Origin of the sequence: Bradyrhizobium sp. ERR14, from assembly GCF_014198235.1 — a bacterium.
Taxonomy (GTDB): Bacteria; Pseudomonadota; Alphaproteobacteria; order Rhizobiales; family Xanthobacteraceae; genus Bradyrhizobium.
Map to the genome: position 1 here is coordinate 19724 of NZ_JACIHD010000026.1, position 20976 is coordinate 40699.

The window sequence follows — 20976 nt, forward strand, 5'->3', positions numbered from 1 at the left end:
TCGCGGATAGATACCCCTCACCCGTCTCGCCGCTACGCGGCGAGCCACCCTCTCCCACAAGGGGAGAGGGTAACTCACCTCATCCCCGCAGCAAATCGTTTAGGAATTGGGACAATAGTGCGGGGATATGCAAGGGGAGGCCTGATATGGCCGAGATCAGGAAGCCGATCGAATATTCGCCGAGCTGGACCTTCTTCGAGGGCAAATGGCACGACGGCAATGTGCCGATCATGGGCCCGCGCACGCATGCAGCCTGGCTCGGCTCGATCGTGTTCGACGGTGCACGCGCGTTCGAGGGTGTTGCGCCCGATCTCGACCGTCACGTCGCCCGCGCCAATCAATCCGCGATCAATTTTGGCCTGAAGCCGGTGGTCGACACCGGCACCTGGCTCACGCTTGCGAATGAGGGCATTGCGCGCTTTGCGGCCAATGCCGAGCTCTACGTCCGTCCGATGTATTGGGCGGAGAACGGCTCGGGCGGCGGCGTGCTGTTCGACCCCGAGACCACCAATTGGTGCCTGTGCATCTACGAGGCACCGATGCCCAAACCCGTCGGCAACGCCATCACCCTGTCGCCGTTCCGCAGGCCCACCGCCGAATGTGCGCCGGTCGAGGCGAAGGCGGCCTGCCTCTACCCGAACAATTCGCGCGCGCTCGCGGAAGCTGCGTCCCGCGGCTTCCAGAACGCGCTTATGCTCGACATGCTCGGCAACGTCGCCGAGTTCGGCAATTCCAACGTGTTCATGGCCAAGGACGGCGTGGTCTATACGCCGGTGCCGAACGGCACCTTCCTCAACGGCATCACGCGCCAGCGCGTCATCACCCTGCTTCGCGGCGACGGCGTCACCGTGGTCGAGAAGACGCTGCGCTATGCCGACTTCCTGGCTGCCGACGAGATCTTCTCGACCGGCAATTTCGCCAAGGTCGCCCCGGTGATCCGCATCGACGAGCGCGAGCTGAAGCCGGGCCCGTTCTACGCCAAAGCGCGGAAACTCTATTGGGATTTCGCGCATGCGGTGAAGCTGGCGGCGTAGCTGCCATTGACTCCGCTGTCATCGCCCGACTTGATCGGGCGATCCAGTACTCCAGAGCCAGTTGTGATTTCTCGATAAGCCGCGGCGTACTGGATGCCCCGGTCAAGCCGGGGCATGACACCCGTTTCTAAAGGCTTCGCTTAAACCGGCTGAACTGAAACGCCTGCGCCGAATTCCACGGCGTATGATGTGTCTCGCTGCGCGTCTCGACCAGCTCGAACTCCGGCCCGAGCTCTGCAGTAAGGCTGGCGCTGTCATGGCGTTGCACCGGCAAGCCGCTGCATCTCTCCGGACCATCGGGCGCAAAGGTCGCAATGATGATCTGGCCGCCGGGCGCAATCGCGGATCGCAGCCGCTCGACATAAGCCGCCCTGTCGCGGGGCTCGGTCAGGAAGTGAAAGGCCGCGCGGTCGTGCCACACATCGTAAATCCTGGCCGGCCGCCAAGCCGTGGCATCGGCGATGATCCAGTCGACCGCGGAAGAGGCCTGACCGATTCGCGTCTTCGCCGCGTCGAGCGCGTTGGCGGAGAGGTCCAGTACGGTGAGATCGCGATATCCGTCTTGAAGAAGAGCGTCGACCAGCCGCGAAGCGCCCCCGCCGATATCGATGATCGCCGCGTCGTGATCCGGATTGGCCGCGCGAATCATGTCGTGCGAGATCGTCGGGCTGTCCTGAAACCAGCTGACCTCGGTCTCGCCCTTGGTGGCGTAGACGTTGTCCCAATGCATGGTGCGATCGGACATGGCGCGCTCCGTGCGTGTCAAGCCGTCACCCTGAGGCGCCGGAGCGGAGCGGCGGCCTCCAGCGACAACGGCTTCGCCGTTGCGCGGGGATGACTGGGCTAAAGCCGATGAGGAAGAAATGGTAGGCGCGCGCGAAATTGCCAATCGCGCGTCCGTCGCTGCGGACGCGCTGGTCGGCGCGAAAGGTCCTACTCGTCCTTCTTCGACATGCGCTCGAGACGCTCCTGCATGTCCTTCATCTGCTGGCGCAAATCGTCGATGTTGGTGTCCTTCGGCGCCTCGGCGTTCGCGTCGGGCTCCGGCTCCGGGCTGGTCGCCGGACGGCCCGCATTGGGAGCAAACGGCTTGAACATCGAGAAGGTCTGCTGGAACAGCTCCATGTTACGGCGGACTTGTTCTTCCAGAGGAGCAAAAGGAGTGCCGGACAGGGTGTTGGCGATCTGCTTGCGGAACTTCTCTTGCTCCTGGGTCAGGGTCGCGATCGACTGCTCCAGATATTTCGGCACCACCATCTGCATGCTGTCGCCGTAGAAGCGGATCAGCTGGCGCAGGAAGGTGGTCGGGAGCAGGTTCTGGCCGGCCTTGTTCTCCTGCTCGAAGATGATCTGGGCGAGCACGGAGCGGGTGATGTCGTCGCCGGTCTTCGCGTCATAGACCAGGAAATCTTCGCCATCCTTGACCATCGCGGCAAGGTCTTCCAGCGTGACGTAGGTACTCGTCCCGGTGTTATAGAGCCGGCGGTTCGCGTATTTCTTGATGGTTGTGGGTTGGTCTGATTTCGCCATGGGCTCTCACTTGCAAGGAACGCGGAGAACGGGAACCCGGCGGGCTATGCCGCAGGGCGGGAAGAGTACGCAACGCAACAAAATAAGCATTTTCAAAGGGCTCACGCTACCGTTTTGTGCGGCACGGTTAATCGCGGAGCAAAATCGTGCTTGCGAAAGCGCCAAGAACGCTATTTTGAATGCGCTGCGGCATGAATTCGGTCGCCGGCCGATTGACATGCCTCAACGACGTTAACAGGATGGCTGACGAGACTGGCGAGCCGTTTTCTCAAAGCCCCGCCTGCCCCCTTTCAAGAAACCTCAAGCCTCAGGAGATGCCCATGTCAGACGATGTCGTCATCGTCAGCGCCGCCCGCACCCCGGTCGGAAGCTTCAACGGAGCGTTCGCGACCCTTCCCGCCCACGATCTCGGCGCCGTCGCCATCAAGGCCGCGCTGGAGCGCGGTGGCATCGAGCCCGGCCGGGTCTCGGAAGTCATCATGGGGCAGATCCTGACCGCCGCCCAGGGCCAGAACCCGGCCCGCCAGGCCTCGATCGCCGCCGGTATTCCGGTGGAGAGCCCGGCCTGGGGCGTCAACCAGCTTTGCGGCTCGGGCCTGCGCACGGTCGCGCTCGGTTACCAGGCGCTGCTCAACGGCGATTCCGAAATCGTCGTCGCCGGTGGCCAGGAATCCATGAGCATGGCCCCGCACGCCCAGTATCTGCGTGGCGGCGTCAAGATGGGTGCCGTCGAGTTCGTCGACACCATGATCAAGGACGGCCTGTGGGATGCCTTCAACGGCTACCACATGGGCAACACCGCCGAGAACGTCGCACGGCAGTGGCAGATCACCCGCGCCCAGCAGGACGAGTTCGCGGTCGCCTCGCAGCAGAAGGCCGAAGCGGCGCAGAAGGCCGGCAAGTTCAACGACGAGATCGTCCCCGTCACCATCAAGACCCGCAAGGGCGACATCGTCGTCAGCGCCGACGAATATCCGCGTCATGGCGCCACGCTCGACGGCATGGCCAAGCTCAAGCCCGCCTTCGAGAAGGACGGCACGGTCACCGCGGGCTCGGCATCCGGCATCAATGACGGCGCCGCCGCCGTGGTGCTGATGACCGCCAAACAGGCCGCCAAGGAAGGCAAGAAGCCGCTCGCGCGGATCGTGTCCTGGGCGCAGGCCGGCGTCGATCCGAAGATCATGGGCTCCGGCCCGATCCCGGCCTCGCGCGCCGCGCTGAAGAAGGCCGGCTGGAATGTCGGCGATCTCGACCTGATCGAGGCCAACGAGGCCTTCGCGGCGCAAGCCTGCGCCGTCAACAAGGATCTCGGCTGGGACACCTCCAAGGTCAACGTCAACGGCGGCGCGATCGCGATCGGTCATCCGGTCGGCGCGTCCGGCGCACGCGTGCTGGTGACGCTGCTGCACGAGATGCAGAAGCGCGATTCGAAGAAGGGCCTCGCCACGCTGTGCATCGGCGGCGGCATGGGCATCGCAATGTGCATCGCGCGCGACTGAAGATAGCTGACGCGTAGCTTACGCGCGGTTTGCGCGTGCGCTGCACACGTCAGTGAGTGCGTTGCACGCGACTAAAAAGGCAGCGGTTGCAAATCAAATATTCTTCGCAATCTTGCATGCCTCGACTAAATACAAACGCCCGGCTCAACGCCGGGCGTTTTGTTCTTGATGTCCGTCAAACCAACCGCATAATCCAACGTTAAAAAACAATCGCTTCAGAAACGTCCGAAGAGTCCAAGGGAAGGAATACGACATGGCACGTGTTGCATTGGTCACGGGTGGTACGCGGGGCATCGGTGCTGCGATCAGCAAGGCACTGAAGGCGGCGGGATACAAGGTTGCGGCGAGCTATGCCGGCAACGATACGGCGGCGGAGAAGTTCAAGGCCGATACCGGCATCGCCGTCTACAAATGGGACGTCAGTAGTTTCGATGCCTGCGCCGAGGGCGTGAAGAAGGTCGAGGCCGATCTCGGGCCGATCGAGGTGCTCGTCAACAATGCCGGCATCACCCGCGACACCGCCTTCCACAAGATGACGCTGGAGCAGTGGAACGCGGTCATCAACACCAATCTCGGCTCGCTGTTCAACATGACGCGCCAGGTCATCGAGGGCATGCGTTCGCGCAAGTTCGGCCGCATCATCTCGATCTCGTCGATCAACGGCCAGAAGGGGCAGTTCGGTCAGGTCAATTATTCCGCGGCGAAGGCCGGCGACATCGGCTTCACCAAGGCGCTCGCACTGGAGAATGCCAAGGGCGGCATCACCGTCAATGCGATCTGCCCCGGCTACATCAACACCGAAATGGTGCAGGCGGTGCCGAAGGACGTCCTGGAGAAGAACGTGATCCCGCAGATCCCGGTCAGCCGGCTCGGCGAGCCCGAAGAGATTGCCCGCGCGGTCGTGTTCCTGGCGGCTGACGAGGCCGGTTTCATCACGGGCTCGACGATGACCATCAATGGCGGCCAGTATCAGGCCTGATAGGGCGCCATATCTTCAGGTCAAAAGCCTGTAGCTTCAGGCGCGACAAGGCGATAGTGAAGACGACAATGCCCGGCCTCGTGCCGGGCATCGTTGTCCTCAGAGCCTTCGTCAATGACCCCGCGCACAGCCACGCTGATCGGATTGACCGCGATCCTGATGTGGTCGCTGCTGTCGGTAATGACGGTGGCCACCGGAACGATCCCGGCGTTCCAGCTCGCCGCGATGACCTTCGCGATCGGCGGCCTGGTCGGCTTGCTCACCTGGATCGGCCGGGGCGAGGCGGCGAAGAGCCTGCGTCAGCCGCTGGTCGTCTGGGCCGTCGGCGTCGGCGGCCTGTTCGGCTATCACGCACTGTATTTTCTCGCGCTGCGCTTTGCGCCGCCGGCCGAAGCCGGCTTGCTGAATTATCTGTGGCCGCTCTTGATCGTTCTGTTCTCGTCCTTCCTGCCGGGCGAGCGGCTCGCCCTCCATCACATCGTTGGCGCGGTGCTCGGCCTCGTCGGCACCGTGCTGCTGTTCGCCGGCAACACCTCCGGCTTCGCGGCCGGGCAGGTGCCGGGATTGGCCGCGGCCTTCATCGCTGCGTTCGTCTGGGCGGCCTATTCGGTGCTGTCGCGCCGGCTCAAGGCCGTTCCGACCGATGCGGTCGCTGGATTCTGCCTGGCCACCGCCGTGCTTGCCGCGCTGATGCACGGCCTGCTCGAGACCACCGTCTGGCCGGAGACCACGCTGCAATGGCTCTCGGTGATCGCGCTGGGCATCGGTCCCGTCGGTGCCGCGTTCTACGCCTGGGACATCGGCATGAAGCGCGGTGACATCCGCGTGCTCGGCGCCGCCTCCTACGCGACGCCGCTGCTCTCGACCGGCTTCCTCATCGCCGCCGGATTTGCCAAGGCCAGCGCCAACATCGCGATTGCTGCGATCCTGATCGCCGGCGGCGGCTTGATCGCGGCGAAGGATATGGTGCTGCGGAAGCGATGATTGTCATTCCGGGCGTGCGAAGCGCGAACCCGGAATGACGGTGCGGGCCTACGGCTCCCAGCCCTGTGGTGCGAGCTCGAAGCCTGCGAATTCGAATGCCGGGGCCACGGTGCAGCCGACCAGCGTCCACTCGCCCGTCGTCTCCGCCGATTGCCAGGCCTGTGCCGGCACGATTGCCTGCGGCCGGTCTCCATTCGCAAGGTCAGTGCCGAGCCGCACCTGGTGCTGCGAGCAGCCGTCATGGGCGATGCGCAGCATCAAGGGACTGCCGGCGTAATAGTGCCACGTCTCGACCGCATCGACGCGATGCCAGTGCGAACGCTCGCCGCGTGCGAGCAGGAAGTAGATCAGGGTCGAGCGCGAACGCCCGTTGGCGTCAGTGGTCTGGTCGCGAAATGTCTCGCGATAATGGCCGCCCTCGGGATGCGGACGGAGTTCGAGGCGCGCGATGATCTCGGCTGCAGTCGGCATCGATTCCAGTCAGGACTTTCTTCTGCAGGACTTGGTCTTCAGGACTTGGTCTTCAGGACTTGGTCTTCAGGATTTGTTCTTCAGGACTTGTTCTTGCGCTCGCGCAGCTCGCCGAACACCGCGGCGGCATCCGCGCCCTTCATGTGCAGCCTCGCCGCGACCTGTGGCTCATCGGCGCGCAGGAACACGTTGGCCCGCTTCTCGTCGCCAAGCAGTGTGGGAATGGTGGGCTTGTTCTCGGCCCGGAGCCTCGTCACCTCCGCCACGCGCGCCTGGAGCGCCGCATTGTCGGGATCGACGGTGAGCGCGAACTTGACGTTGGAGGCCGTGTATTCGTGGCCGCAATAGAGCTTGAAGTCGTCGGGCAGGGCACGCAGCTTCAGAAGCGAATCCCACATCATCGGATAGGTGCCCTCGAACACGCGGCCGCAGCCGATCGAGAACAGCGTGTCGGCGGCGAACACCGTCTTCTCGGTGTCGAACACGTAGGAGATGTGGTCGAGCGTGTGACCCGGCGTCTCCAGCACGCGCGCCAGCAAATTGCCGATCTTGACCACGTCGGCATTGGCAACACGCAGATCGACGTCCGCAATCTTCGTGGTCTTGTCGTGCGGCGCGACGACGCGGCAGTTGTATTTCTGCTTGAGTTCGGCGACCCCGCCGACATGATCGCCGTGATGATGGGTGATCAGGATGTCGGTGAGCTGCCAGCCCTCGCGCTCCAGCGCCGCCAGGATGGGGCCGGCCTCAGGCGCGTCGATCGACGCCGTCGCCTTGGTTTCCACATCGTGGATCAGATAGCCGAAATTGTCGTTTAAACAGGTGAAAGTACGAATTTCGGCGGCCATGTCATCTCCATCGGGCTCAGCCCCGCCAGACAAATATGGCGTTAACGTTGCGCAGGCAATGCAATATTCCGCGCGCGGCGGCGGTCTCGCGCATGTTACATTGCCGTCATGACCATCGACGTCGTCGACCTCCGCGAGTTCTATTCCCGCCGCCTCGGGATCGTGGCGCGGCAAATGATCAATCGCGGCATCAGGGAACGCTGGCCGAGGGCGGAAGGCCAGCGCGTGCTCGGCCTCGGCTATCCCACGCCCTATCTGGGGCTGTTCCGCGAAGACGCCGAGCGCTGCCTCGCCTTCATGCCGGCGGCCCAGGGCGTCCTGAAATGGCCGACGGGACGGCCGGCGCTGGCCTCGCTGGTCGACGAATTCTCGCTGCCGCTCCCCGACGCCGCGGTCGACCGCATCCTGCTGGTCCACGCTCTGGAGATGTCGGACGATCCGGCCGCGCTGCTGCGCGAGGTATGGCGCGTGCTGTCGCCGTCCGGGCGCGTGATCGCGGTGATCCCGAACCGGCGCGGGGTGTGGACCCGCACCGACAGCACGCCGTTCGGTCACGGCCGGCCGTATTCGCGCTCGCAGATCACCGACCTGCTGCGCCAGACCTGGTTCACGCCGACCGCCTGGGGCGAGGCGCTGTTCATGCCGCCCTATGCCGGCGGCTGGGTGCTGAAATCGGCGCAGATGTGGGAGCGCGCCGGTGCGGCATTGTCGCTGCCCTTTGCCGGCGTCCATATCGTGGAGGCGACCAAGCAGGTCTACCGCGCGATCCCCGCCAAGCGCGAGCGGGCACGGCTGATTCCGTCGCTCGCGAAGCCCGTGCTGGTCCCGTCTTCGACGACGGCGACGCGCAGTTAGGTCACAAGCGTTGCCGCGACCGGTGGTCGTTAAAAACAAAATCGTCCCGGCGAGGCCGGGACGATTCCAGATCAGTCGATCAGAAGAGACTTACTCGCTGGGCGCAAGGTCATCGCCGGATGCGGCCGGAGCTGCTTCGCGCTCGGGACGCGGGCCATGCGGCCGGCGCCGCCGGCGCGGATAGCGTTCGCCACCGCCGGCTCCGCCCTCGAAACCGGCCTGGCCGCCATTCGCGCCGCCGTTCACCTGCGGCTGCGCGCCGGTGATGAAGGAGGGCAGGCGATCGACGCTGCCGGCGTCGGTGACGACGGGCTGCGGCTGATTCTGCGGTTGCGGCTGGGGCTGATATTGCGGCTGCGGGCGATGGTCGCGCTCGCGGTGCTCGCGCGGCTGCTGCTGATCGCGCTGATAGGGCTGGTTGTCGCGCTGCTGATGATCACGCTGATGATGATCGCGCTGGCCGTCGCGGTCGCGCGCGAAGGGCTGCTGCTGTTGCGGCTGCGGGACGAAGCCCGGCTCCTGGCCGAAATTCGAGAAATTCTCGCCGTCGTCGTCGCCGTCGTCGCTATTGCTGCTGATCGGCTCGTCACCGCGCGGCTGCTGGTTCTGGCGGAACTGTTCCTGGGCCGCGGCGATCAGGCGGAAATAATGCTCGGCGTGCTGGTAGTAGTTCTCGGCTGCAACGGGGTCGCCGGAGGAGCGCGCGTCGCGTGCGAGCTGGAGATACTTTTCAGCGATGTGCGAGGCGGTGCCGCGGATCTTGATGTCGGGTCCGTTGGACTCGTAGACCCGGGTCATCGGGTTCTGGCTGCGCCGGTTGTTGTTGTTATTGTTATTGTTGCGGTTGCGCATCCGCTGCTTGTTCTGACCGTTTCTCATGTCCTGCCTTTAATTCCAGCCCTAAACGTTGCACGCATTACTGATTGCCAGGAGTGACCTGGTGACAGCGGTTCACATCGCTCGCGCGCACCGCGCGCAAGAGCGGATCGAACCCTGCCGATGTTCGTCGACCGTCGCGTTCAACAAGGACGCGTTCCCCACCCGCCAGCACTGATCGCCAGCGAACCCATTCATTTTGCCTGCCGAAACAAGCCCAGCTGTGTTGCGTAAGTCTTCAAGCGCAATATCAGGCTTTCGTTCACTTTTGCGGTCGGAGAGCAGCGCAGCTCCACTGGCTATCGCGCTTCACAGGACCTGCGGCTTGGAACCTTTATCAGTAAAGCTCTCGCCCGAGAGCCCGGCTTTCGCCCGTAGGTCTACGGGGCCGGCACCGATGTGTTGATCGGAACGTAGTCGTTCCCAAGGGATATTCCAAGAGCTTTTTGCAAGCCAATCCGGCTTTTATGGAGGCATTTTTCGGGCCGAAACGGCCCGCGGAATGCCCGCCAGGTCGGCCTTGGGTGGCCTGTCCACCGTTAACGCGCCAGCTATCATCAAGGTTTCAATATTTCTGGCCTGCCCCTGTCCGGCCTCGACGATCAGCGCTCCGCCGGGGGCGAGACGCTCGGCGGCCTGCGGGATGAGGGCGCGATAGGCGTCATATCCGTCATTGCCGCCGTCGAGCGCCAGATGCGGATCGTGGTCGCGCACCTCGATGCTCAGTCTCGGAATTTCGGCGGAGGGAATGTAGGGCGGGTTCGAAACGATGAGGTCAAACGGGCCGCGCAGCGCCGTCAGATAGGAGCAGGCGACGAAGCCGGCGCGGCCGGCGAGGCCGAGGGCGGCCGCATTGTCGCGCGCCGTATCGAGCGCCGTCGGGCTGACATCGGTACCGACGCCGAACGCGTCGGGAATCTCCCACAGCAATGCGAGCAGAATGGCGCCCGATCCGACGCCGATATCGGCGATTCGCGGGCGCCGGCCCGATATCGCCAGCTCGCGGAAGATCTCGAGCGCCAGTTCGACGACGGTCTCGGTATCCGGCCGCGGTACCAGCGTCGCCTCGGACAACCGCAACGGCATGCCCCAGAAGTCTCGCACGCCGAGAATGCGGGCGACCGGCTCATGCGCGAGCCGGCGTTGCGCGTATCGTTCGAGCTGCGTGGTCTCCTCAGGCGTGAGTTGTCGCGATGCCTGCGTCACCATGCCGGTCAGATCGAGCTCCAGCGCGGCGCCGACGAGCAGGCGCGCATCGAGGGCCGCCTCCTCGATGCCGGCCGCTTGCAGCCGTGCCGCAAGCGCGCGCCGGGCACTCTCGACATTATGTCCGGGATAGATATTTGTCGCCAATGGAGCCATCCTGCCTGGCATCGTGGATAGATCGGCCGGCTCGCTTGCGTCAACGGAAAGGAGCGCGTTTGATCGCGCCTCGCAAGCGTGGAGGGGTCCATGACGGCCTATGACGATCAGAACGTCTTCGCAAAGGTCCTGCGCGGCGAGATACCCTGCTTCGAGGTTTTCAGGGACGAACGCAGCCTGGCCTTCCTCGACATCATGCCGCGCGCGCCCGGGCACACGCTGGTGATTCCGCGGGCGCCGGCGCGCGGCATCCTGGATATTGCGGAGGACGATCTTGCCGCCGTCGCCCGGACGGCCAAGCGAATCGCGATTGCGGCGATGAAGGCGTTTGACGCGGAGGGTATCATCCTCCAGCAGTTCAGCGAGCCGGCCAGCGGGCAGGTGGTGCTTCACCTGCACATGCACGTCATGCCTGTCAGGGCCGGCGTCGACCTCTTGCCGGCGCAGACGCGCAAGGAAGATATGGCTGTGCTCGCCGATCATGCCAAACGGATGATCGCAGCGCTCGGCGGCTGAACCTGACAGCCGAGCTCGGCGGCCGACTAAACGCCGAGGTAGCGCTGCAGCAGCTCCGGCTGGGCCTTGAGCTCCTGCGCCGGACCTTCGTGCACGATGTGGCCGTTGTTGATGATGTAGATCCGGCTCGCCAGCGCCAGCGTCGCCGCCAGATTCTGCTCGACCAGCACGATGGTCTGGCCGGCCGCCGCCAGCTCCCGGCAGGCCTTGACGAGATCGTGGACGATGACGGGCGCGAGCCCCTCGAACGGCTCGTCCAGCAGCACGATCTTGGGATCGCGCACCAGCGCCCGCGCAATCGCGAGCATCTGCTGCTCGCCGCCGGAGAGCTCGGTGCCGCGGTTGTTGCGTCGCTCCTTCAGCCGCGGAAACATCTCGTAGATGCGGTCGAGCGGCCAGCGTTTCGGCGCGGTGAACCCGGCAAGGACGATATTTTCCTCCACCGACAGGCTGCCGAAGATGCGCCGCTCCTCGTGCACGAGCTGCATGCCCGCCTGCGCGATTCTGTGGCTCCTGCGTCCGGCGATATCGATACCGTCGAATTTCACGCTGCCGCTGTGCGGCGTCACGACGCCCATCAGGCTCTTCAGAGTCGTGCTCTTGCCGGCGCCGTTGCGGCCGAGCAGCGCCACCACCTCGTGACGTTCGACGTGCATGGCGACGTCGAACAGGATGTGGGAATCCCCGTAATAGCTGTTCAGGCCGTTGACCTCGATCAGGCTCATGCGGCGATCTCCCCATTCACGCCGCCGAGATAGGCTTCCTGCACCGCGGCGTTGGTCCGGATTTCCTCCGGCGTGCCGTCGAGCAGCACCTTGCCCTCCTGAAGCACCGTGACGCGCTCGACCAGCTCGAACAGCGAATCCATGTCGTGGTCGATGATGATCATGGTGCGGCCGCGCGCGATCGATTTGAGCAGCTTGACGGTCTCGACCCGCTCACGCGGGCTCATGCCCGCGAGCGGCTCGTCGAGCAGCAGCAGGCGCGGCGAGGTCGCGAGCGCGAGCCCGATCTCGAGCCGGCGCTTCTCGCCATAGGCGAGTTCGGCGACCGGCGTGTCGGCGCGGCGGGTCAGGTTGACCAGCGCCAGCGTATGCTCCACCTGCTCGGTCAGGCCCTTGACGCCGGAGAGCTTGCGGAAGAGATCGAGTCGGAACTTGCCGCGCAGCTCGGCGAGCGCGGCGATCGTCAGGTTCTGCCGCACCGTCAGCCCGGTGAAGAGCTGATTGACCTGATAGCTCTTGGTGAGCCCGAGCTGGCAAACCTCGGTGACCTTCAATCCCGTGATGTCACGTCCCTCGAACACGATCTGGCCGGAGGTCGGCGCGATCTCGCAGGTCAGCATCTTGAAGAAGGTCGATTTGCCGGCGCCGTTGGGGCCGATGATGCCGCGCAGCTCGCCTTGATTGACGCTGAAATCGATGTCGCTGTTGGCGACGAGGCCGCCATAGCGCTTGGTGAGGCCGGTGGCTTTCAGGATCGGCCCGGAATAAGCGGGGTGCGCGACCTCCTTGGCCTGCATCGGCGCGGGCGCTAGGTGCAGTGTCGTGTCAGTGTCCGGCTCGGCCTCCGTATCGCTCCGCTTACGCCTGCCGGAGAGGAGGCGATAAAGGTCCGCAAGACCGCCGATGATGCCGCCGCGCAGGAAGCAGACCAGCAGCACGAACACGACGCCAAGCACCAGCTTCCAGGCGGCACCCAAGCCCAGCGCGGATTGCAGGAAATCCTGGAGGAACAGCCAGACGGTCGCGCCGACCAGAGGCCCGAACAATGTGCCGCGGCCACCAATGGCGGTCTGCATCACGAGCTGGCCGGACGTGTCGAAGGTGAAGGCGTCGGGTGGCATGAAGGCCTGGAGCACGCCGAGCAGGCCGCCGGCAAACCCCGCATAGGCCGCTGCGATCACGAAAGCAGTTAGCTTGTAGCCATGGATGTTGTGGCCGACCGCGGTGGCGCGCAGCGGATTGTCGCGGATCGCGCTGAAAATGGCGCCGACCGGGGAGCGCACGATCCTCAGCGCGATGATGACGCCGATGAAATAGCACAGTGCGATGAACTGGTAGAGCGACCAGCCGTTGGTGAAGTGGAGGGTGGTGAAGCCGAGATTGAAGCTCGGCGTTGGCACGCCCGGCAGGCCGTTCTCGCCGCCGGTGAAGTCGGAGAGCGGATTGAACTCGACGAAGAAGAACACTTCCGCGATCGCGACCGTGATCATGGCGAAGTAGATACCGGTGCGGCGGAGCGCGATCAGGCCGATCAGGTAGCCGGTCGCGGCCGCCGCGATCATGCCGATGATCAGCGCGCCCAGCACGTTGCCGAAGCCGGCGCGGGTCAGGAGGTAGGCCGCGACGAAGCCGCCGGTGCCGTAGAAGGCGGACTGGCCGAACGACAGCAGGCCGGTGAATCCGAACAGGATGTCGAAGCCGAGGCCGAACAGGCCCCAGACCAGGATCCGGTTCACGGTGTTGGGCGCGAAGCCGAGATGGGGCAGCACGAAGGGAGCCACGATCAGGCCGATCGCCGTCAGTGTTTCGATCAGGAAGGGGCGTTGCTTGAGCATCAGGAGATCACTTACTCGCGGCCCTGGACGCCGAGCAGGCCATGCGGTCGCACCACGAGCACGAGCGTCATTGCCGCAAACAGCATCACATAGGCGTAGCCGGGGTTGAACATGGAGGTGACGCTGATGATCTCGCCGGCGATCAGGCCGCCCAGGATGGCGCCTGGGAACGAGCCGACGCCGCCGATCACCACCACCACGAAGGTCTGGACCAGGATGTCGTCACCGATGCCCGGTGTCAGCGACACTACCGGCGCGTTGACGATGCCGGCAAAGCCGGCGGCCATCGCGCCGATGCCGAACACCACCATGAAGACCCGGTAGACATTGATGCCGAGCGAATCCACCATCACGGAGTCCTCGATGCCGGCCCGCACGATCATGCCGAGCCTTGTCCGGTAGAGGATGATGAACAGCGCGCCGAGCGCGATCGCGACGATGCCGACCACCGCGAGGCGGTAGGTCGGATAGAACATGAAGCCGAGATTGGTGATGCCCTGGAATATCGCCGGCGGCGGGACCAGCTGCGACTGGCTGGAGAAGATCAGCCGGATGATCTCGACGAAGCAGATGCCGAGCCCGAAAGTCACGAGCAACTGATCCTCGTGCGGCCGATGATAGAAATGGCGGATGATGACGCGTTCCATCGCAACGCCGAGCAGCATCACGAACAGCGAGCCGGCGATCACGGCGAGGATGAACGATTCCGTGTACTGGTAGGCGACGAATCCGGCATAGCCGCCGATCATGAACATCGCGCCATGCGCGAGGTTGAGCACGCCGAGCGTGCCGTAGATAATGGTCAGGCCGGAGCTGATCAGCGCGAGCAGCGCGCCAAGCGCGAGCCCGTTGAAGAGCTGCGAGACGAGGTTGGGCCAACTAATCATGCAGGGATCACGGTTGTGGCGGCGCGTTCCGGCGATGCGCAAAAAATGGGTGACGCCGCAGGAGCCGGAAGCGACCTACGGCGTCACAGGGGGTTAGCGCGAGCTCAGCTGTAGTCGCCGGGATGGCAGCCGAAGGCGTCCGGCTTCTGCATCAAGCCTTCGCCCGGGACGACCTCGACCACATCGTACCAATCTTCCTTCGTCTTCATGTCCTTCTGCTGCTTGCCCTTGACGATGATCACCGGGCGGACGCACTGATGGTCCTCGGGGCGGTAATGCACGTCGCCGACCAGGGACGGCAGCGTCTCGCCCTTCTCATAGGCCTTGATCACGTCGGGCGGGCTGAAGCTGCCGGCCTGCTCGCACATGCGGGCCCAGTGTGCGAAGCTGACATAGGCGTTCTCCGCGCCCCATTCCGGCTTGTAGCCGTACTTCTTCTCGAAGGCTTCGTTGAACATCTTGGCGAGCGGGAATTTGTCCTCGAGCGTCCACCAATAGTCGGTGGCGGCGTAGACGCCCTGCATCAGCCCGCCGGTCTCGCGCGCGATGAAGGGCACCTGGTAGGGGACGACCAGCTTCATCTTGTCGAGCACGCCGAACTGCTTGGCCTGCTGCGTCGACAGCACCGCGTCGTGGCCCCAGTTGACGTTGATCAGCACGTCGGCGCCGGAATTCGCGACGTTCAGCAGATAGGAGGAATAATCGGGCGCGCCGAGCGGCGCGACCTGGTTGGTGACGGTGGTCCAGCCGGCGGTCGCAAGAAAGTCCTGCATCGACTTGGTGACGGTGTGACCGTAGGTGTAATCAGGCGTGAGATACGCAGCCTTCTTGCCCTTGCCGAACTCCTTGACCATGACGGGGCCGATCGCCGCCGCGGCGGTCTGGCCGAAGAAGTTCTGGCGGAAGCCGTAGCGGACGCAGTCCTTGCCGGTGGTGTCGTTCGAGCCGGAGATGCCGCAGACGAAGATCACCTTCTCGCGCTGGGCGAGCTTGTTCAGCGCGACCGCAACGGCGCTCGAGGTGCCGCCGGTGATCATGATCGCCTTGTTCTCGCTGATGAAGCGCTGCTGCGCCTGCACCGCCTCGTTGGGCTTGGCCGCGGAATCCGCGACGCCGAATTTCAGCTCCTTGCCGAGCACGCCCTTGCTGGTCTTCGGCGAGATCTTCTTGATCAGGTCGTGACCGCCGTTGATGTGCTCGATCGCGAGTTGATAGCCCTTGAGCTCGTCCTCGCCCTGCACGGCATAGGTGCCGGTGCGCGGCACCGAGATGCCGATGAAGGCGGTGGAACCCGAAACGCCCGCGGGATAGGAGCCGATCGCCGGCTTGTCCTCGGCGAAGGCCGGCATCGCAGGCAGCACCGAGCCGCCGATGAGGCCTGCCGTGGTCTGGAGCAGGCCGCGGCGCGAGAGGCCACGGCGAATGAGATGGTCCGTCATGATCGTTTCCTCCGGATATCGTTCTTGTTTGCAGGCAAAAGACGACCTGTCCGGCGGCAACCGGCCTCGAAGGGCCTGCCTGCACCGGGCACGTCACATCCGCGTGTAGCTCCTGGACGTAAACATTGCTCGTGAACACCTTCTGTCAATTTCGCCTTTGGTCGAACGATGAAAATTATCGCGTGAAAACATATCGGATCACGATATATATTAGTCTTTGTGAGTACGAGATTGGCGGGTTCGGCGAGAGAGATGCCGCGGCAGACGACAGTAGCGGGTACCCGGAAGCGACGATCCTGGCCGCAAGAGGCGGAGCTGCAGGAGGCGGCGTGGCCTGCCGGGGAGGGGAGCGACCAGCGCGCATCGCCGCAGCCCGGCGATGCCTCGCGCATGCCGGAGCCGCGTGGCCGGTCCGCCGGTCAGCGAGGGCCGGCCGTCGGCTCCGTTCAGGCCAAGCGCACGCCGGTGCCGATGCAGAGACTGAGCGTGCGGGCCCAGAATGTCCTGAAGGAGCTCGCGGTCGAGCTCACCGGCGAGCAGCCGCCGAAGGGGACCTGGTCGCCCTCGCGCGAGCTGCTGCTCGCGCTGACGGCGGAGCGGCTTGCGACGACGCGCAATTGCGGTCCTCACACCATGCGGGAGATCGTCGACTGGGCGCAGGGTTGCGGCGTGACCATCAAGCCGGTGATCCCGCCCGGCGGCTCGCTGTCGCAGATGTGGGGCGAGTTGATCACGAATGCATCCGAAGGCGCCTTGACCAGCGCCGAGATCGCCAGTGCACTCCAGCGCTCGATCAGGCGGAAGAGCGTTCGTATTCCGATCGCATTTCAGGTCATCCTGGTGAAGATCCTGCTCTCGAACTTCGAATAGCAGGGTTGCAAGGCCTCCTATATTTGTGCATCTGCCAGGCCCGTCGGTGGTTCCGCCCGGCCTTCCTTGCTAGTCTCGGCAGCGCCCGCTCCGCCGGCGGGCGGCGGTCGAAAGGCACGGGATGGCTGACGCGAAGCGGAAGACCGGACGCACGGCGCGCGCTGCGCCCTCGAGGGGCGGCGCGATGCGCGAGGCTGACTACGCGGCGCTCGCCCAATTCCGCTACCAGCTGCGCACCTTCCTCGCCTTCAGCGAAGCGGCGGCCCAGAACGCCGGGTTGACGCCGCAGCAGCACCAGGCACTGCTGGCGATCAAGGGGCTGGCCGACCCCAACGGCGCCAGCGTCGGCGACATCGCCGGCTTCCTCCTGATCCGGCACCATACGGCGGTGGAGCTGGTGGACCGCATGGCGAAGTTGAAGCTGATCGCTCGGGAGGCCGATCCCGAGGATGCAAGGCGCGTCCTGGTCAAGCTAACGGCCAAGGGTGAGCAGAAGCTGCGCTCGCTTTCGCGCATTCACCTGGACGAGCTGAGCGCCGCTGCACCCGCGTTGGGCAAGATCCTGCGATCGTTCCTGGCAAAGGTGCGCTGAGGCAGGGATCAGGCCGCCGCGCCCTGTGCGGCGAGCTGCGCGGCCTGGTGCTCGGTGGTCAGCGCGTCGGTCAACTCGCCGAGCGCTTCGCCTGCGATCACCTGCGGCAGCTTGTAGAGCGTCAGGTTGATGCGATGGTCGGTGACGCGCCCTTGCGGAAAATTGTAGGTGCGGATGCGCTCGGAGCGGTCGCCTGAGCCGACCTTCTCCTTGCGCTCGGCCGACCGTGCCGCATCGACGCGCTGGCGTTCGGCGTCGTAGATGCGCGAGCGCAGGATGTTCATGGCCGAGGCACGATTCTTGTGCTGCGAGCGGCTGTCCTGCATCATCACCACGATGCCGGTCGGAATGTGGGTGATGCGGATCGCCGATTCGGTCTTGTTGACGTGCTGACCGCCGGCTCCTTGCGCGCGCATGGTCTCGATGCGCAAATCGTCGTTCTTGATGTCGACGTCGACGTCCTCGACCTCCGGCAGCACGGCCACCGTCGCGGCCGAAGTGTGGATGCGCCCCTGCGTCTCGGTGTCCGGCACGCGCTGCACGCGATGCACGCCGGATTCGAACTTCAGCTTCGAGAACGCGCCGCGGCCCTGCACCTCCGCGATGATTTCCTTGTAGCCGCCGACGGTGCCTTCGCTGGCCGAGATCACCTCGACCTTCCAGCCCTGCAAGGCAGCGAAGCGCTCGTACATCCTGAACAGGTCGCCAGCAAACAGCGAGGCCTCGTCGCCGCCGGTGCCGGCGCGGATTTCCAGCACCACGTTGCGGTCGTCCATGGCGTCCTTGGGCAGCAGCGCGACCCGGATCTTCTGGACCAGCTCCTCGATTTTCGGCGTCAGCTCGTCGCGTTCGGCTTCCGCCATGCTGCGCATCTCGGCATCGGTCGCGGGATCGGCGATCAGCGCCTCGGTGTCGGCGAGCTCCTTGACCGCGGCACGATAGGCCTTCACCGCCTCGATCAGCGGGGTGATCTCGGCGAGCTCGCGCGTGATCTGCACATAGCGCTCGGAGGCGAGCTGCCCCAGCGATTCGGCCTCAAGAGAGGCATGATGTGCAAGGAGGACGTCCAGTTTGGCTTCGGGGAGTGACGACATCGGTTCAGTCTCAAATGGCGGAAGGAGGCGAGGCGGCAGGGAGCAGCGACAGGCCCGCTACAATGCCAGGCCTTCGGCCTCGGCAAATTCCGTCAGTTTCTGCCGGATCGAGACGCTGCCCGCCGGCGCGTCCAGGAGCGGGCCGAGCACGGCTTCGGCCTTCTTGGCATCGAGGTCGATGACCATGGCCTTGACGGGGCCGAGTGCGGTTGCCGACAGCGACAGCGAGCGGTAGCCCAGCGCAATCAGTGCCAGTGCGCCAAGCGGCTTGGACGCCATCTCGCCGCAGAGCGAGAGCGACTTCTTCGCCGCCTGTGACTTGCGTGCGATCTCGCGCAGCGCGCGCAGGATCGGCGCCGACATGGTGTCGAAGCGCTCGGAGACTTTTGCATTGCCGCGGTCGACCGCGAACAGGAACTGGAACAGATCGTTGGAGCCGACCGAGATGAAGTCGACCTTCTTCAGGAGCTCGTCGAGCTGATAGAGCAAAGCGGGCACCTCGACCATGGTGCCGATGTCGATACGCTCCGGCAGCGTATGGCCGTGCTGGCGCAGATAGGTGAGCTCGCGTTCGACCAGCGCCTTCGCCGAATCGAATTCGGCGACCTCCGAGATCATCGGGAACATGATGCGCAGCGCGCGGCCGCCACCGGCGCGCAGCAGCGCACGGATCTGGCCGCGCAGCAGGCCGGGACGATCGAGCCCGAGCCGGATCGCGCGCCAGCCGAGCGCGGGATTTTCCTCGATCACCGCTTCCATATAGGGCAGCGCCTTGTCGCCACCGATGTCGAGGGTGCGGAAGGTGACGGGCTTGGTGCCGGCCGCATCGAGCACGGTACGATACAGCGCCAGCTGGTCGCTGGTGCGCGGCAGGCTCTGGCCGACCATGAATTGCAGCTCGGTGCGGAACAGGCCGATGCCGGCGCTGCCGGTGTCCTCGATATGCGGCAGGTCGATGGCAAGACCTGCGTTGATCATCAGCTCGACCTTCTGGCCGTCCCTGGTGACGCAGGGCAGGTCGCGCAGCGCCAGATATTGCGCCTGGCGGCGGGCGCGGAAGCGCACGCGCTCGGCGAAGGCCGCCTCGACTTCCTGCGAGGGACGCACATAGATCGAACCGGAGGTGCCGTCGACGATGATGGCGTCGCCCGGATCGGCGATGCCGGGCGCGTTCGGCACCTCGCCAACGGCAGGAATGCCGAGCGCGCGCGCCACGATCGAGACGTGGGAGTTGGCGGTGCCTTCCTCCAGCACGATGCCGCGCAGGCGCTTGCGGTCATAGTCGAGCAGCGCCGCCGGGCCCATCGCGCGCGCGATGACGATCGCGTTGTCGGGCAGCTGCTCGCGCGAGGGCGCGTGGTCCTGGCCGACCAGCTGCCGCATCAGGCGGTAGCCGAGATCCTCGAGGTCGTGCAGCCGGTCGCGCAAGTAGGGGTCGGTCGAGCGCAGCATGCGCGCGCGGGTGTCGGACTGCACGCGCTCGACGGCGGCTTCCGCGGTAAGGCCGGTGGCGACCGCCTCATGCAGCTTGTGCGACCAGCCCTGGTCGTTGGCGAACATGCGATAGGCTTCCAGCACCTCGCGATGCTCGCCGCCCTCGGCGACGTCGCCGCGCTCCAGCATGCGGTCGAGATCGGCCCGGAGCTTGGCCAGCGCGGTGTCGAGCCGCTTGATTTCCTTGGGCAGGTCCTCGGCGATGTAGTCCTTGATGACGACGCGCGGCTCATGCAGCACGACATGGCCGAGCGCGATGCCCTCCGACAGGATGGCGCCGACCTTCTGCGCGGAATGGCGCGCCGCGGGCTCCTGGCCCGGCTGGGCCAGCGCGGAGAGCTCGCCGGAGGCGATCAGCTCGGCCAGCACCATGGCGGTGGTCTGCAGCGCCTCGAGCTCTTCCTCGACATAATTGCGCTTGGCGCGATTCTGCACCACCAGCACGCCGAGCGTGTTGCCGGCCCGCAGGATCGGCACGCCGAGGAAGGAGTGGTAGATTTCTTCGCCGGTCTCCGGGCGGAACGAGAAGGCCGGGTGGCTCTGCGCATCGCTCAAATTGAGCGGCGTCGCCTCGCTGGCGACGAGGCCGACCAGGCCCTCATGGGCGCTCAGCACGGTGTGGTGCACCGCCTCGCGGTTGAGACCTTCGGTGGCGTAGAGCTCCAGCGTGTTGTCGATGCGCAGCACGTAGACCGAGCACACCTCGGCCACCATGTTGGCGGCGATCAGCACCACGATCTTGTCCAGCCGCTCCTGGGCCGAGACCTGCTCCGCCATGGTTTCGCGGAGCCGTCTCAACAAGACGCGGGGACCTCCCGACGCGCTCCGCATGTCCCGTCAATCTCCTCCGTCTGCCTGGCCCGGCGGTATCGGCCGGCGGCTGGCCTAAAATTCCAGAAAAACAACCAAATTGTTTGTCCGGCGCCGGCACAAGCCCAAAATCCCCTTGAGATTTAGCGCCTGCACCGAATCAGCGCCGCCCCGAACTGGGACACAGTCTGCGGCAGCCCACCCTGTTCGCCGTATAGCGAATTGAGGCTTGTTTTGCCAAGCAAAACGCCTGCCAAACGCGAAGGTGTGTACACC

At 65.0% G+C, this 20976-nt stretch carries 20 protein-coding genes; 8 read left to right on the plus strand and 12 right to left on the minus strand.

The annotated features are described in order from the left end of the window. Positions 1 to 146: 146 nt before the first annotated feature. Entirely contained in the window at positions 147 to 1034 is an 888-nt protein-coding gene (locus GGD62_RS36310) for a branched-chain amino acid aminotransferase (protein WP_183713267.1), read from the plus strand. A gap of 127 nt (positions 1035 to 1161) precedes the next feature. Here the strand turns inward: GGD62_RS36310 and GGD62_RS36315 are convergent, their stop codons facing one another. Continuing rightward, positions 1162 to 1779, minus strand: a complete 618-nt coding sequence (locus GGD62_RS36315) for a trans-aconitate 2-methyltransferase (RefSeq protein WP_183713270.1) — start codon at positions 1777 to 1779, stop codon at positions 1162 to 1164. Between the two features lie 188 nt (positions 1780 to 1967). After that, positions 1968 to 2564, minus strand: coding sequence for a polyhydroxyalkanoate synthesis repressor PhaR (phaR, locus tag GGD62_RS36320; RefSeq protein WP_018320524.1), 597 nt, complete (start codon positions 2562 to 2564; stop codon positions 1968 to 1970). Positions 2565 to 2884: 320 nt separating this feature from the next. On the opposite strand from phaR, the gene GGD62_RS36325 reads away from it, so the two are divergent. From GGD62_RS36325 to GGD62_RS36335, 3 genes are all read left to right on the plus strand, one after another. After that, positions 2885 to 4063: an acetyl-CoA C-acetyltransferase gene (locus tag GGD62_RS36325; protein WP_026202376.1), complete on the plus strand. Its 1179-nt coding sequence runs from the start codon at positions 2885 to 2887 to the stop codon at positions 4061 to 4063. Between the two features lie 253 nt (positions 4064 to 4316). Next, complete coding sequence (phbB, locus tag GGD62_RS36330; protein ID WP_018320526.1) at positions 4317 to 5042, plus strand: acetoacetyl-CoA reductase; 726 nt, start codon at positions 4317 to 4319, stop codon at positions 5040 to 5042. Between the two features lie 114 nt (positions 5043 to 5156). Further along, positions 5157 to 6026, plus strand: coding sequence for a DMT family transporter (locus GGD62_RS36335; protein WP_183713273.1), 870 nt, complete (start codon positions 5157 to 5159; stop codon positions 6024 to 6026). A gap of 48 nt (positions 6027 to 6074) precedes the next feature. Here the strand turns inward: GGD62_RS36335 and GGD62_RS36340 are convergent, their stop codons facing one another. Continuing rightward, complete coding sequence (locus tag GGD62_RS36340) at positions 6075 to 6497, minus strand: cupin domain-containing protein (RefSeq protein WP_018320528.1); 423 nt, start codon at positions 6495 to 6497, stop codon at positions 6075 to 6077. An 80-nt stretch (positions 6498 to 6577) separates the two neighbouring features. Further along, complete coding sequence (gloB, locus tag GGD62_RS36345) at positions 6578 to 7345, minus strand: hydroxyacylglutathione hydrolase (protein ID WP_183713275.1); 768 nt, start codon at positions 7343 to 7345, stop codon at positions 6578 to 6580. A gap of 108 nt (positions 7346 to 7453) precedes the next feature. Here gloB and GGD62_RS36350 point away from each other — a divergent pair, with 108 nt between their 5' ends. Then, on the plus strand, positions 7454 to 8200 hold the full coding sequence (locus GGD62_RS36350) for a methyltransferase domain-containing protein (protein ID WP_018320530.1): 747 nt from the start codon (positions 7454 to 7456) through the stop codon (positions 8198 to 8200). 90 nt (positions 8201 to 8290) lie between these two features. Here the strand turns inward: GGD62_RS36350 and GGD62_RS36355 are convergent, their stop codons facing one another. Continuing rightward, positions 8291 to 9079 carry a DUF4167 domain-containing protein gene (locus GGD62_RS36355; RefSeq protein WP_018320531.1) on the minus strand — a complete coding sequence of 263 codons (789 nt, stop codon included), beginning with the start codon at positions 9077 to 9079 and terminating at the stop codon, positions 8291 to 8293. Positions 9080 to 9541: 462 nt separating this feature from the next. Continuing rightward, positions 9542 to 10438: a peptide chain release factor N(5)-glutamine methyltransferase gene (gene prmC, locus GGD62_RS36360; protein WP_183713278.1), complete on the minus strand. Its 897-nt coding sequence runs from the start codon at positions 10436 to 10438 to the stop codon at positions 9542 to 9544. Positions 10439 to 10528: 90 nt separating this feature from the next. Between prmC and GGD62_RS36365 the strand changes: the two genes are divergently transcribed. Then, the gene (locus GGD62_RS36365) at positions 10529 to 10954 is read left to right on the plus strand and encodes an HIT domain-containing protein (RefSeq protein WP_018320533.1); all 426 of its coding nucleotides are present in this window, start codon (positions 10529 to 10531) and stop codon (positions 10952 to 10954) included. 26 nt (positions 10955 to 10980) lie between these two features. Here GGD62_RS36365 and GGD62_RS36370 read toward each other — a convergent pair whose 3' ends face one another. From GGD62_RS36370 to GGD62_RS36385, 4 genes are all read right to left on the minus strand, one after another. Further along, on the minus strand, positions 10981 to 11679 hold the full coding sequence (locus GGD62_RS36370) for an ABC transporter ATP-binding protein (RefSeq protein WP_018320534.1): 699 nt from the start codon (positions 11677 to 11679) through the stop codon (positions 10981 to 10983). Next, positions 11676 to 13514: an ABC transporter permease subunit gene (locus tag GGD62_RS36375; RefSeq protein ID WP_183713281.1), complete on the minus strand. Its 1839-nt coding sequence runs from the start codon at positions 13512 to 13514 to the stop codon at positions 11676 to 11678. The genes GGD62_RS36370 and GGD62_RS36375 overlap by 4 nt, the downstream gene beginning before the upstream one ends. An 11-nt stretch (positions 13515 to 13525) precedes the next feature. Continuing rightward, positions 13526 to 14401 (minus strand): branched-chain amino acid ABC transporter permease, encoded by an 876-nt coding sequence (locus GGD62_RS36380; RefSeq protein ID WP_026202378.1) that lies wholly within the window; start codon positions 14399 to 14401, stop codon positions 13526 to 13528. Positions 14402 to 14505: 104 nt separating this feature from the next. Next, positions 14506 to 15840: a substrate-binding protein gene (locus GGD62_RS36385; RefSeq protein WP_018320537.1), complete on the minus strand. Its 1335-nt coding sequence runs from the start codon at positions 15838 to 15840 to the stop codon at positions 14506 to 14508. A gap of 390 nt (positions 15841 to 16230) precedes the next feature. On the opposite strand from GGD62_RS36385, the gene GGD62_RS36390 reads away from it, so the two are divergent. Continuing rightward, complete coding sequence (locus GGD62_RS36390) at positions 16231 to 16710, plus strand: hypothetical protein (RefSeq protein WP_246800427.1); 480 nt, start codon at positions 16231 to 16233, stop codon at positions 16708 to 16710. 121 nt (positions 16711 to 16831) lie between these two features. Continuing rightward, a complete protein-coding gene (locus GGD62_RS36395; protein WP_018320539.1) occupies positions 16832 to 17302 on the plus strand; it encodes a MarR family winged helix-turn-helix transcriptional regulator in 471 nt (156 codons plus the stop codon). Between the two features lie 8 nt (positions 17303 to 17310). On the opposite strand, the gene prfA is transcribed toward GGD62_RS36395, so the two are convergent. Together prfA and ptsP are read right to left on the minus strand one after the other, a co-directional pair. Next, a complete protein-coding gene (gene prfA, locus GGD62_RS36400; protein WP_018320540.1) occupies positions 17311 to 18396 on the minus strand; it encodes a peptide chain release factor 1 in 1086 nt (361 codons plus the stop codon). A gap of 57 nt (positions 18397 to 18453) precedes the next feature. Continuing rightward, positions 18454 to 20721: a phosphoenolpyruvate--protein phosphotransferase gene (gene ptsP / locus GGD62_RS36405; RefSeq protein ID WP_018320541.1), complete on the minus strand. Its 2268-nt coding sequence runs from the start codon at positions 20719 to 20721 to the stop codon at positions 18454 to 18456. Positions 20722 to 20976: the final 255 nt, after the last annotated feature.